The sequence below is a fragment of the Sphingobium sp. CR2-8 genome, assembly GCF_035818615.1.
Classification (GTDB): domain Bacteria; phylum Pseudomonadota; class Alphaproteobacteria; order Sphingomonadales; family Sphingomonadaceae; genus Sphingobium.
Genome location: NZ_JAYKZY010000002.1, coordinates 1,342,276 through 1,354,699, shown reverse-complemented (window position 1 = coordinate 1,354,699; position 12,424 = coordinate 1,342,276). Strand labels below are relative to the sequence as shown.

General features: G+C 62.9%; 14 protein-coding genes. 9 read left to right on the top strand and 5 right to left on the bottom strand.

Annotated elements, in window-relative coordinates:
• Window positions 1–123 precede the first annotated feature (123 nt).
• The 5 genes from U5A82_RS10510 (at window position 124) to U5A82_RS10490 (ending at window position 2,550) form a co-directional block, all read left to right on the top strand.
• Window positions 124–753 carry a hypothetical protein gene (locus U5A82_RS10510; protein WP_326290695.1) on the top strand — a complete coding sequence of 210 codons (630 nt, stop codon included), beginning with the start codon at window positions 124–126 and terminating at the stop codon, window positions 751–753.
• 60 nt (window positions 754–813) lie between these two features.
• Window positions 814–1,218: a hypothetical protein gene (locus U5A82_RS10505; RefSeq protein ID WP_326290693.1), complete on the top strand. Its 405-nt coding sequence runs from the start codon at window positions 814–816 to the stop codon at window positions 1,216–1,218.
• Window positions 1,215–1,541 carry a hypothetical protein gene (locus U5A82_RS10500; RefSeq protein WP_326290691.1) on the top strand — a complete coding sequence of 109 codons (327 nt, stop codon included), beginning with the start codon at window positions 1,215–1,217 and terminating at the stop codon, window positions 1,539–1,541. The genes U5A82_RS10505 and U5A82_RS10500 overlap by 4 nt, the downstream gene beginning before the upstream one ends.
• Complete coding sequence (locus tag U5A82_RS10495; RefSeq protein WP_326290689.1) at window positions 1,534–2,223, top strand: hypothetical protein; 690 nt, start codon at window positions 1,534–1,536, stop codon at window positions 2,221–2,223. The genes U5A82_RS10500 and U5A82_RS10495 overlap by 8 nt, the downstream gene beginning before the upstream one ends.
• A gap of 105 nt (window positions 2,224–2,328) precedes the next feature.
• Window positions 2,329–2,550: a DUF4170 domain-containing protein gene (locus tag U5A82_RS10490; protein WP_326290687.1), complete on the top strand. Its 222-nt coding sequence runs from the start codon at window positions 2,329–2,331 to the stop codon at window positions 2,548–2,550.
• Window positions 2,551–2,644: 94 nt separating this feature from the next.
• Here the strand turns inward: U5A82_RS10490 and U5A82_RS10485 are convergent, their stop codons facing one another.
• The 3 genes from U5A82_RS10485 to carB form a co-directional block, all read right to left on the bottom strand.
• Window positions 2,645–3,304 carry a rhomboid family intramembrane serine protease gene (locus U5A82_RS10485; protein ID WP_326290685.1) on the bottom strand — a complete coding sequence of 220 codons (660 nt, stop codon included), beginning with the start codon at window positions 3,302–3,304 and terminating at the stop codon, window positions 2,645–2,647.
• A 2-nt stretch (window positions 3,305–3,306) separates the two neighbouring features.
• Window positions 3,307–3,783, bottom strand: a complete 477-nt coding sequence (greA, locus tag U5A82_RS10480) for a transcription elongation factor GreA (RefSeq protein WP_326290683.1) — start codon at window positions 3,781–3,783, stop codon at window positions 3,307–3,309.
• Window positions 3,784–3,863: 80 nt separating this feature from the next.
• Complete coding sequence (carB, locus tag U5A82_RS10475; RefSeq protein ID WP_326290681.1) at window positions 3,864–7,199, bottom strand: carbamoyl-phosphate synthase large subunit; 3,336 nt, start codon at window positions 7,197–7,199, stop codon at window positions 3,864–3,866.
• A 76-nt stretch (window positions 7,200–7,275) separates the two neighbouring features.
• On the opposite strand from carB, the gene U5A82_RS10470 reads away from it, so the two are divergent.
• Window positions 7,276–7,617, top strand: coding sequence for an endonuclease domain-containing protein (locus U5A82_RS10470; RefSeq protein WP_326290679.1), 342 nt, complete (start codon window positions 7,276–7,278; stop codon window positions 7,615–7,617).
• Window positions 7,618–7,765: 148 nt separating this feature from the next.
• Here U5A82_RS10470 and U5A82_RS10465 read toward each other — a convergent pair whose 3' ends face one another.
• Both U5A82_RS10465 and carA read right to left on the bottom strand, forming a co-directional pair.
• On the bottom strand, window positions 7,766–8,104 hold the full coding sequence (locus tag U5A82_RS10465) for a ribonuclease E inhibitor RraB (RefSeq protein ID WP_326290676.1): 339 nt from the start codon (window positions 8,102–8,104) through the stop codon (window positions 7,766–7,768).
• Window positions 8,105–8,128: 24 nt separating this feature from the next.
• The gene (carA, locus tag U5A82_RS10460) at window positions 8,129–9,394 is read right to left on the bottom strand and encodes a glutamine-hydrolyzing carbamoyl-phosphate synthase small subunit (RefSeq protein ID WP_326290674.1); all 1,266 of its coding nucleotides are present in this window, start codon (window positions 9,392–9,394) and stop codon (window positions 8,129–8,131) included.
• A gap of 154 nt (window positions 9,395–9,548) precedes the next feature.
• Between carA and U5A82_RS10455 the strand changes: the two genes are divergently transcribed.
• The 3 genes from U5A82_RS10455 (at window position 9,549) to dnaG (ending at window position 12,385) form a co-directional block, all read left to right on the top strand.
• Complete coding sequence (locus U5A82_RS10455) at window positions 9,549–10,001, top strand: GatB/YqeY domain-containing protein (RefSeq protein ID WP_326290671.1); 453 nt, start codon at window positions 9,549–9,551, stop codon at window positions 9,999–10,001.
• 105 nt (window positions 10,002–10,106) lie between these two features.
• The gene (locus U5A82_RS10450; RefSeq protein ID WP_326290670.1) at window positions 10,107–10,472 is read left to right on the top strand and encodes an endonuclease domain-containing protein; all 366 of its coding nucleotides are present in this window, start codon (window positions 10,107–10,109) and stop codon (window positions 10,470–10,472) included.
• Window positions 10,469–12,385 carry a DNA primase gene (gene dnaG, locus U5A82_RS10445; RefSeq protein ID WP_326290668.1) on the top strand — a complete coding sequence of 639 codons (1,917 nt, stop codon included), beginning with the start codon at window positions 10,469–10,471 and terminating at the stop codon, window positions 12,383–12,385. Before U5A82_RS10450 ends, dnaG begins: the two co-directional genes overlap by 4 nt.
• The last annotated feature ends 39 nt before the right edge of the window (window positions 12,386–12,424 follow it).

Below are 12,424 nucleotides of genomic sequence, written 5' to 3'. Positions count from 1 at the left end.
AATGCCGATGCTCGAAAATGTAACGGCAACGGAACTGTAGGCCGCCACGATGCATTTGTGCGATGATGCCCGCAGGCCTTTATCGGCCGCCATGCTGAATTTGTTAAGGGAGACCAGAGGACCATGGCCGACACACCAGGCACCCCGCCCACCAAGCGCGTGAAGAAGACGGTAGAGGTCAAGCCGGTCAAGGCGAAGCCCGCCAAGTCGGCCATCGCCACGCCGTCCGCGCCTGCGGTGAAGGCTGCGCCGATCAAGAAAGCCGCGTCCCGCAAGGCCTCTGCCGCTCTGGCCGCCGCCAATGGCGCGGCGTCGGATGGCTGGGCATCGCAGATTGCGCCGATCAAGGAAAAGGCCGGAAAGGCAGCCAAGGCTGCTGCGGAAAAGCTGAACGCCGTCGATTGGAAAGCACATATCGACCCGATCAAGGATCAGGCCGGCAAGACCGCGAAATCGGCAGCTGTCGTGGCCAAGGGCAAGACCGGCAGCGCCATGCAGAGCCTGGCCAAGCTGATCTCCGACACCGCTGGCACCGTGGATGCCAAACTGGGGCCGCAATATGGCGACTATGCCCGTCAGGCCGCGGAATCGGTCGCGGGCGCGGCCGACACGCTGGACACCAAGGATATCGACCAGTTGCTGGGTGAAGCGCGCGACTTCGTGCGCAAAAGCCCTGCGGTGGCGATCAGCGCGGCGGCGGTGGTCGGCTTCGTGCTGATGCGCCTTGCCAAAGGGTCGGATGATACGGCCTGACCGCCGAAAGACGATCACATATTCTGACGCACAGGCCCGTATGGCGGGTCGGAGGTCCAATTGATTGACGAGCCAGCGGAAACGGCGGTGACGCCGCATACCGATGGGCAGCCCGACGGCGCGCCCGCAGAACAGGCACGCGAAGAGGGTGTGCGAGCGACGTTCGCACGCCTCTATGCTGACAGTCGCGCCTATGCGGCGGCAGAAGCAGAAAAGCAGAAACTGCGGGCCGGGATCATCGGCGTCGGCGTGCGCAATGCCGCGATCTTCGGCGTTGTGGCGCTCATGCTGGCCTTCGCCAGCATTGTTGCGCTGCTGGTCGGCCTTATCATCGCTCTGTCGCAAATCGTGGCGCCGATCTGGGCCACGCTGATCGTGGTCGGCGGCGGATTGGTCGTCGTGCTGCTCCTTTTGCTCGCCGCCAAGGGATGCATCACGCGCATGAAGAAGGCGATCGCGCCATGACGACGCTGGAGACCCGCTATCGCGAGGCCTGCGAACGGGCCGACGCCGCAAAGGGTCGCCTGACCATAACGGCACAAGAGGCCAAGGACCGCGTCACCCCTGCCCGCATCAAGCAGGATATCAGGGACAAGGCCAAAGGGGCGATCAAGAATGGCGCGGGCAGGATCGTCGCAAAGGTCCAGCAACGCCCCGTCGCCTCCGGCGCGGCGGCTGCGGCCTTTGCCCTGTTTCTGGCCCGGCGACCGCTGACGGCACTTTTCGGGCGGCTGTACGTTCGTCTAAGGAACACAGGAACAGATAATTCGGAGACTGACGATGGCTGATATCCGCGCTCAACTGACTCGCGTTCGCGAAGCCGCCAATGATGCGGCGGTCACAGCGTCCGACCGGATCAAGGACACCACCGAAAAGGCGCGCGACAGCGCTGGCGACCTCATCCAGACCAGCCGCGACAAGGCGAGCGAAGCCTATGGCGAGGCACGGGAAAAAACGCAGCGTGTAGCCACCCGCGCCAACGAAATCGTGCAGGAACATCCGATCGTGGCCGTAGCGGGCGCGGTTGCGGTGGGGGCTGTCGTCGCGTGGATGTTCCCCAAAAGCCGCGCCGTCATGAAAGCGCTGCCGGGCCTGGCCGCTACCGCAGGATCGCGTGTGTTGGAAGCGGCCGTCGCCGCCCGCTCCGTGGCTGCCGAAGGCGCTGAAACGGTGAAGAAGGGCGCAACGCACGCATTCCACAGCGCCAGCGACGCTGCGGCGGACGCGCGCGATAATGTGGCGGCGGCCGATCTGCCTGCAAAGGCGTCCAAGCTGGCCGATATGGTCGCCACGCTGGTCGCGGCGAAGGTCGATGCGCTGAGCGGCGCTGCGGCCGATGCCCGGCACAATGTGGAGGAGGCTGATCTGCCTGCTAAAGCATCCAAGCTGGCCGACGACGTCACCGCCCTGGTTGCGGCGAAGGTCGATGCGCTGAGCGACGCGATCAAGGCGCGATTGCCGAAAAGCTAATCGCGATTGCGGCAAACGCAATCGCGGCCTGCCGCCGCTCTCCTTGGCTGATGCCAGCGACGATGCTAAGGCGTCGCCATCAGCCAAAGGAGAATAGAAAACGCCATGAGCAAAATGCACCTGGTGATGGGCGGTCGCGTAACCAACCCGCAGACGCTAGAATTTCAGGATTTGAAGGACGTCGATCTGGTCGGCGTATTTCCTGACTATGCTTCGGCGGAAAAAGCCTGGCGCAGCGCCGCGCAACGCACGGTCGATGACGCAGAAATGCGCTACGTAATTGTGCATCTGCACCGCCTGCTGGAACCCGAATTGCCGGCCGCTTGATTTGAAAGATATTTCTGTATCCCGGCGAAGGCCGGGGTACAGTTCTGCGATCAGCCTACCCTGGCCTTCGCCGGGGCAGAGCAAATCCCAAACGTCAGTTGACGACCCTTGGCTTCTTCCGAAATCGCCAACGGAGCAATGGCCGGGTCAGCGCCAGCCCGACCAGAAAACCACCGATATGCGCGGCGATCGCGATCTGCCCCAGTTCCGCCATGCCCGCTCCGCTGGCCAGCCCGATCATCAGCTGCACCGCGATCCACGCCCCCGCCAGCCACAGCAGACGCACCACGTTGGACGATAGCGGCCCGATCGCACGCACCTGCTGCTGACTATAGAGCAACGCATATGGGGCGATGATGGCGGAAATTGCGCCGCTGGCGCCGACCATAGGGTTGGTGGACCCCGGATCGAGCGCCCATTGCGCCAAGCAGGCGCCATAGGCGCCGACGATGTAGAGGGCCAGCGTACCGCCCCACCCCAGCACATGCTCCACCTGACGCCCGCAGAACAGCAACATCAGCATATTGAAGCCGATATGCATCCAGCCTGCATGAATGAAGGTGCAACTGAGCGGCGTCAGCCAACTCGGTACGGCGGCCATCCCCTCCAACAACGCGGGATCGTCCAGCCGCGCAGGGATGAAGCCGCCGATGATCGCGGCATTATCCACCTGCCCCGTCAGAAAAGTCAGCAGGAACGCGGCGAAGGTGATCGCCGCGATCCCATTGGTCAATCGGCCAGCTGGCAGCTTCACGGTCAGATGAAATCGATTTTATCGACCGAATAGAATTTGTCCCCGGACGGCACGGACACTTCCACATCCTCGCCGACCGTACGGCCGATCAATGCACGACCCAGCGGGCTGTTATAGCTGATCATGCCCTGCTTGGCGTCCGCCTCCGCCTGACCCACAATCTGATACTTCACCGGCTTGTCGTCTTCGTCCAGCAGTGTGACGGTCGCGCCGAAGATGATCTTGTCGCCCGACAAGGTCTTAGGATCGATCACCTGGGCGCGGGACAGCTTGTCCTCCAGGTCGTTGATCGTCGCCTCGACCTGACCCTGCCGTTCCTTGGCAGCGTGATATTCCGCGTTTTCCGACAAATCGCCGTGCGCGCGCGCTTCTTCGATCGCGTCCACGATCAAGGGCCGCTCGGCCTTCAATTCGCGAAGCTGCGTATTGAGCTTGTCGTAGCCCATCTGAAGCATCGGCATCTTTTCGACCGTCGCCATTAGTGCAAATCCTTCGTCAAAACTTCCCTTTGGCGACCCGAACGTCGGGTCACCCGCAGCATGCTTCCTTGTGCAGGGGATCAGGCGTGCGACAGGGGATAATAGGACTGGAGCGATCGCACTTCAAGGGGATGACCCCGTAAAGCCTCGATTGCATCGGCTGCGGCGACGCTGGCGGCCGCCGTGGTGAAGCTCGCTACCTTCTGGCGCAACGCGCTGGTGCGGATCGCCTTGCTGTCCTTGAGCGATTGCCAACCCTCGGTCGTGTTGAAGATCAGCTGCACGTCGCCGTCGGTGATCTTGTCCACGATATGCGGACGCCCCTCGGCGACCTTGTTCACCTTCTCCACCGCGATGCCATGCTCCGCCAGGTAATCGGCGGTGCCACCAGTCGCGATCAGTTTGAAGCCCATATCGACCAGCTTGCGCGCGGCAGGCAGGATCACCGGCTTGTCGCTGTCCTTGAGCGAGATGAACACGGTGCCACCGGTCGGCAATATGGTGCCCGCACCGATCTGTGCCTTGGCGAAGGCAGTCGCGAAATTGCTATCGATTCCCATGACTTCGCCGGTGCTCTTCATTTCCGGTGACAGGACCGGATCGACGCCGGGGAAGCGGCCGAAGGGGAAGACGGCTTCCTTCACCGCCACATGGTCGATGGCGTTGCGGTCTATCCTGGGCAGATCCTTGATCTTCTCTCCGGCCATCACGCGGCTCGCGATCTTGGCGATGGGCGTGCCGATCGCCTTGGCGACGAAGGGTACGGTCCGGCTGGCGCGCGGATTGACCTCGATCAGATAGACGACGCCATCCTTGACCGCGAACTGGATGTTCATCAGGCCGCGCACCGACAGGGCGTGGGCCAGCACTTCGGTCTGGCGCTCGATTTCCGCGATGATCTCGTCCGACAGGCTGTAGGGGGGCAACGAACAGGCGCTGTCGCCCGAATGGACGCCCGCCTCCTCGATATGCTGCAAGACGCCCGCGACCACAACATCGTCGCCATCGCACAGTGCATCGACATCGACCTCAATCGCGTCACGCAGATATTGGTCGATCAGCACCGGCGATTCGCCCGACACCTGCACGGCCGTCGTGATATATTCCTCCAGCTGCGCCTGACCGTCGACAATCTCCATCGCCCGGCCACCCAACACATAGCTGGGCCGCATCAGAACAGGGTAGCCGATGCGATTGGCGACCGCGATCGCCTCTTCCCGGCTACGCGCGATGCCGTTGGCGGGCTGGCGCAGTTTCAGCTTGTCGATCAGCGCCGCGAACCGCTCGCGATCCTCGGCCAGATCGATCGCGTCGGGGCTGGTGCCCAGGATCGGAATGCCCGCATCCTCCAGCGCCTGCGCCAGCTTGAGCGGCGTCTGCCCGCCAAACTGCACCAGTACGCCCGCCAGCGTCCCGTTGGACATTTCGACGGCCAGAATTTCCAGCACGTCCTCGGCCGTCAGCGGCTCGAAATAGAGGCGGTCCGACGTGTCATAGTCGGTCGACACGGTTTCCGGGTTGCAGTTGACCATGATCGTTTCATAGCCGACTTCGCTCAACGCGAAGCAGGCATGGACGCAGCAATAGTCGAATTCGATCCCCTGCCCGATCCGGTTCGGCCCGCCGCCCAGGATCACGACCTTCTTGCGATCGGTCGGCGCGGCTTCATTCTCCGCCTCGCCGAACAAAGGCGCTTCGTAGGTCGAATACATGTAGGGCGTCTTCGCCTCGAACTCGGCGGCGCAGGTGTCGATGCGCTTGAACACCGGGCGCACGCCCAGCTTGTGGCGCAGCTTGCGCACTTCATCCTCGGTCACGCCACCGGTCATTGCCTTAACCGCTTCATGGATCAGGCCCGATCCGCGTGCGATGCCGCGCTCCATGCCCCGCAGATTGGCGGATTTCAGCGCCAGCCAGGCGAGCCGCTTATCCGAAAAGCCCATGGCCTTGAGGCGACGCATGCCGTCCGCATCCTGCGGCAGGCCGTTTTCCAGCACTTCGCCTTCGGCATCGACGATCTCCTTGATCCGCTCCAGGAACCATGGGTCGAACTTGGCGATATTGTGGATTTCCTGAACGCTCAAGCCTTCGCGCAGCGCCTGCGCGGCGACCAGCAGCCGGTCGGGCGTCGGCTGGGCGAGCGCCGCAACGATATCGTCCTTGGGCGCGCCGACCAGATGATCCACATTGTTGAAGCCGCTCAGCCCCGTTTCCAGACCGCGCAGCGCCTTCTGCATCAATTCATGGATGTTCCGGCCGATCGCCATGACTTCGCCGACGGACTTCATCGCGGTGCCCAGCAGCGGCTCGGCGCCTTTGAACTTCTCGAAGGCGAAGCGCGGGATCTTCGTCACGACATAGTCGATCGTCGGTTCGAACGAGGCAGGCGTCGCGCCGGTAATGTCGTTGGTGATCTCATCCAGCGTGTAGCCCACCGCCAGCTTCGCTGCGACCTTCGCGATCGGGAAGCCGGTCGCCTTCGACGCCAGCGCGGACGAGCGCGACACGCGCGGGTTCATCTCGATCACGACCAGGCGGCCATCCTTCGGATTGACTGCGAACTGGACGTTGGAACCGCCTGTTTCGACGCCGATTTCCCGCAATACCGCAATCGATGCATTGCGCATGATCTGATATTCCTTGTCGGTCAGCGTCAGCGCCGGAGCGACGGTGATGCTGTCGCCGGTATGGACGCCCATCGGATCGACATTTTCGATCGAACAGATGATGATGCAATTGTCGTTGCGGTCCCGCACGACCTCCATCTCATATTCTTTCCAACCCAGGAGGGACTCCTCGATCAGCACCTCGGTCGTGGGCGACGCATCCAGCCCGCCGCGCACGATGGTCATGAACTCGTCGCGATTATAGGCGATGCCACCGCCGGTGCCGCCCATGGTGAAGCTCGGCCGGATGATCGAAGGAAGCCCTGTAAACTCCAGCCCCTCCAGCGCCTCTTCCATCGTATGCGCGATGCGCGAGCGGGCCGATTCCAGACCGATCTTGTCCATCGCGTCGCGGAACTTGATCCGGTCCTCCGCCTTGTCGATCGCCTCGGCATCCGCGCCGATCATCTGCACACCGTATTTTTCCAGCGTGCCGTCGTTGAACAGCGCCAGCGCCGTGTTCAGCGCCGTCTGCCCGCCCATCGTCGGCAACACCGCGTCCGGTCGCTCCTTCTCGATGATCTTCGCCACGATTTCGGGCGTGATCGGCTCGACATAGGTCGCGTCGGCAAATTCCGGGTCGGTCATGATCGTAGCCGGGTTGGAATTGACCAGGATGATGCGATAGCCCTCTTCCTTGAGCGCCTTCACCGCCTGCGTGCCCGAATAATCGAACTCGCACGCCTGGCCGATGATGATCGGGCCAGCGCCGATGATGAGGATGGAGGAGATGTCGGTTCTTTTAGGCATTGACTGTAACGCTCCAAAGCCCTCTCCCTTGAGGGAGAGGGTTGGGTGAGGGTGTGAAACGGTGGCGGAAAAGCGCTTGACCAGCACCGCGCGAAAGCTGCGCGGTGAACTGACCGAGGCGGAAAAATCTCTGTGGATGCGGCTGCGCGCCAGTCAGGTCGATCGCTTCAAATTCGTCCGACAATTCCCCATCGGCCCGCATATCGTCGATTTTGCCTGCCGCAGCGTGAAACTGGTCGTTGAGCTGGATGGCGGGCAACATGCGACGGACGACACGGACCCCGCGCGTACGCGCATTATCGAAGCATACGGCTATCATGTCATCCGTTTCTGGAATCATGAAGTGCTGAACAATATGGACGGCGTCCTCGACACTATCCAATCTGAACTGCGTCTCGCCAGCAACCGTCTCCCTTGAGAGAGACGGATACGAAGCCTTGCCAGCCTGCTGGCTAGGCGAAATTGGATGAGGATGTGGCGCACTGGCAGAATATCCCATCAGCGCAGTTCCCCCTCACCCCGGCCCTCTCCCCGCAGGGGAGAGGGAGATGAACAGCGGCGCATTATCAATGCACCGCCCCCGTCTGCGCCTCGCACCCCCAGCCGTCATATTCGACGCCGCAGAGGATTTCGATCTGGAGGCATTTGCGGGTCAGCGCGCGGATCGATTGTTCGTCGACCGGCTGCACGCATTCCAGGAACAGGTACAGATCGCCCTCCTCATCCTCTTCCCGGTCCAGTTCGACAAAGCCGAACTGGCTGGCGATGGTGAGCAGCCGCTCGAAATCCTTTTCGCTGCCGCGGAACGACACGTCCACCGGCCGCGCGATCCGCGCCACGTCGCCATTGGCGGCGAGGTTGGCGAGAACGTCCTTATCCGCCTCCCACTCGGCGGCGAGGCGCACTTCATCGACGGGGGAGGTGCTGGCTCACGCCGCCACCGACCCTTTGAGGCCCGCCACGAACTTCTTGAACAGATAGAAGCTGTCCTGCGGCCCCGGCGAAGCTTCGGGGTGATATTGTACGGAAAAGGCATTCTTATCCGTCAGTTCGATGCCACAGTTGCTACCGTCGAACAGCGACACATGGGTCGCGCGGACATTGGCGGGCAGCGTATCGGCATCGACCGCAAAGCCATGGTTCATCGACGTGATCTCAACGAGGCCATCGTCCAGCCGCTTGACCGGATGGTTCGCGCCGCGATGGCCCTGATGCATCTTGATCGTCTTGGCGCCCACAGCCAGACCCAGCAATTGATGGCCAAGGCAAATGCCGAAGATCGGCACATTTTCGGTCAGCAGTGCGGCGATCACCGGCACGGCATAGGCGCCGGTCGCGGCCGGATCGCCCGGCCCGTTGGAGAGGAACACGCCGTCGGGCTGCAAGTCCATCACCTGCTCGAACGTCGTGGTCGCGGGCAGTACGGTGACGCGCGCGCCGGCCTTCACCAGATTGCGGAAGATATTGTTCTTCGCGCCATAATCGATGGCCACGACATGCGGGCGCGGCGCGGGGGTCGGCAAGTCCTGCTGGTCGAACAGCAGCGCATTGCCATCCGCATCGCTGGCAGGATAGCCCGCCGCGACCGTCTCCAGCGCGTCGGTGGCGTCGACATCATAGCCCTTGCCCAGCGTCCAGCCGCCATCCTTCCACAGGCGCGTTTCCTTGCCCGTGACTTCGATGGCGAGATCCATGCCCTCCAGCCCCGGCCAGCCCGCCGCCTTGGCGGCCAGCGCGGCGATGTCGAACGCGCCTTCGGGATCATGGGCGATCACGACATTGGGCGCGCCCTTGACCCGGATCAGGCGCGTCAGCGCGCGCGTATCGACGCCCGCCAGGCCGATGCGGCCATTGTCCGCCATCCACTGGTCGAAGGCCATGACATTGCGGAAATTGCTCGGCGCGGTCACATCCTCGCGCACGATGCAGCCCAGCGCATAGGGCTTGTCCGCCTCGACATCGTCCAGGTTGGTGCCGACATTGCCGATATGGGGAAAGGTGAAATTGATGATCTGCCCGGCATAGGAGGGATCGGTCATGATCTCCTGATAGCCGGTGATCGACGTATTGAAGCACAGTTCGCCCACCGCATCGCCGACCGCGCCAAAGCCGCGCCCGAACACTGCGGACCCATCGGCGAAAACCACGACCCCTGTCGCTCCTTTAGGCACGGTAAGGGTTTTGGCGTCAGCCATGGCGATCGGTCCTTTATGCTTTTGCGGGAACCCGTCTGATGCGGGTTAAACGGCCGGTCACCTATGCCCCCACGCCCGCAAGGTCAACGTCTGTTAAAAATCTCTTTTGGCGCTATATCTGTCTCTTTCCGCAAGAAACAGGATTTATGCGTCGATGATTCGCGATACCATCAAGAGCGCCCAGGTCACCGCCATGAAGGCCGGCGACAAGGAAAGGCTGGCCGCCGTCCGCCTGATCCTGGCGAAGCTGAAGGACCGCGACATCGAACTGCGCACCGCTTCCACCGTGCCGGATGACGACGCCATCGTGGTCGAAGTGCTCCAGAAGATGGTGAAGCAGCGCCGCGAATTGATCGACATGTTCAAGACAGGCGGCCGCGACGAACTGGCCGCCAAGGAACAGGCCGAATTGGACGTGATCGAAAGCTTCCTCCCCGCGCAGCTGAGCGAAGAAGAAACCAAGGCGGCGATCGAAGGGATCAAGGCGGAAGTCGGCGCGGAAAGCGTGCGCGACATGGGCAAGGTGATGGCCGTGCTGAAGGAACGCCACGGCAGCGTCATCGACATGAGCAAGGCCAGCGGGCTGGTGAAGGCGGCGTTGGGGTGAAGCAAGACGGGGGAGCGCCAAGCACTCCCCCTCCCGCCTGCGGGAGGGGGCCAGGGGGTGGGCGCACCCTTTCGACTTGCACGACCGACCGATAGAGCGCGCGATTTGCGCCATAACGCGACCGCCGCAGAACGCCTGCTGTGGAGCCACCTCAAAGGCGCCCGACTGGCTGGCCTGAAATTCAGCCGACAGATGCCCATCGCTGGCTTCATTTGTGATTTCGTGTGCCGATCCCGCAGATTGGTTATCGAACTTGATGGAAGCCAGCATGTCGATGCGACAGATTACGACGCCATGCGCACTGGAAAGATAGAGGCGCAGGGCTACCGCCTCATCCGATTCTGGAATAACGATCTTACCGATAATCTAGAGGGCGTTTTGGAGACCATCGTAAGGGCAGCATTGGGTGGCCCGGTCCAGCCCACCCCCCAGCCCCCCTCCCGCAAGCGGGAGGGGGAAGAGCGCCGATGACCCTCACGCCCCAATGGCTGGACGAACTGCGCGCACGCACGTCGCTTTCCACCTTGATCGGCAAGACCATCAAGGTCACGAAAGCCGGCCGCGAATATAAGGCCTGCTGTCCCTTCCATAACGAAAAGACGCCCAGCTTCACCATCAATGACGAGAAGGGCTTCTACCATTGCTTCGGCTGCGGCGCGCATGGCGATGCGATCCGGTGGATGACCGACCAGCGCGGCCTGCCCTTCATGGAGGCCGTCAAGGAACTGGCCGCCGCCGCGAGCATGGACGTCCCCGCAGCCGACCCGCGCGCCGCCAAACGCGCCGAAGCGGCCAAAGGCCTGCACGACGCCATGGCGGCAGCACAGGGCTTTTTCGAGGAGCAGTTGGGCGGAATCGATGGCGGAGAGGCGCGCGCCTATCTCCAGAAACGCGGGATCAGCGACGCCACCCGCCGCGCCTTCGGCTTCGGCTACTCGCCTGACGGACGTGGCCGCCTCAAGACGGCGCTCAAGGATTTCGGCGATCCGATGCTGGTCGAAGCCGGCCTGCTGATCGACCCGGACGGTATCGATCCCGATGGCAATAAGGGCAAGAGACGCGAGAGCTACGATCGCTTCCGGGGTCGCCTGATGCTGCCGATCCGCGACATTCGTGGACGTGTCATCGCCTTTGGCGGCCGTATCCTGGGCGCGGGCGAACCCAAATATCTGAACTCGCCCGACACGCCACTGTTCGACAAGGGCCGCACCCTCTACAATATCGACCGCGCCTCCCCCGCCAGTCGGCAGACCGATCGCGTGATCGTTGTCGAAGGCTATATGGACGTGATCGCCCTTGCCCAGGCAGGGTTCGGCGACGCCGTCGCCCCGCTCGGCACCGCGCTGACCGAGCATCAGATCGAACGGCTGTGGAAGATGGTCGAAGTGCCGATCCTGTGCTTCGACGGCGATTCGGCGGGGCAGAAGGCCGCGATCCGCGCGGCGACCCGCGCCCTGCCCCTGCTGCGCCCGGGCCATAGCCTGTGCTTTGCCACATTGCCGCCGGGCCAAGACCCCGACGACCTGCTTCGCGCCAGCGGCCCCAAAGCGATGGATGCGGTGCTGGATGCGGCAGAGCCGCTCATCGAACGGCTCTGGAGCCACGAACTGGCCGCCGCCCCGCTCGATACGCCCGAGCAGAAAGCCGCGCTCAAGCAGCGGCTGCGCACCATCACCGACGCGATCGCCCATCCCGACGTGCGCGCCCATTATGCGCATGAATTTCGCGAACGCTATGACGCCCGATTCTTCGCACGGCGCGATTCGGGGCCTTCGCAACAGCGCGCCCAAGGCGGCAACGCGGGATATGGTGGCGGCGCGCGCTGGCAACGCGACAAGCGCGGCAACTGGAAACCACCCATCCCCTCGGCCGGGACCGAAGCCCACGCGATCGGCGCGACCGGCCTGGAGCAGCGATTGCTGCGCGCCGTCTTCGCCAGCCTGCTGCGGCACCCCGAACAGATCAGGCTGCACCGGGAAATGCTGTCGTCCCTCAAAATCGCCGATCCGCTGCTGACGCAATTGCTCGATGCGATGATCGGCGCGTCCTTCCGCAAAGAAACAGTTGAAACGCAGGGCCTCCTTACCATATTGGGGCAAGGTGAGTTGTATAATATGGCTAAGGGGATGCTCCGGGCCGACGCGTTCACACTCACTCCCGCCAGGATGACCACCGATCCAGATCGCGTCGCGCGCGATCTGGAGGAGGCCGTTCGGGTCATGGCGCAGGGACCGGAGCTGGAACAGAATCTGGTCCTGGCGACCGAGCGGGTGAAGGCGGATGTGAGCGATGAGAATTTGCTAGCGCAGAATCGCGCGCTGGTCGCTCATCGGAATCATCTGGACCGTTTGGCGGAACTCGGCCAGTCCGAAGACATTGTTTGATTTGATCGTCCCTATGCGGGGGCGACGGAGTTAAGGCGA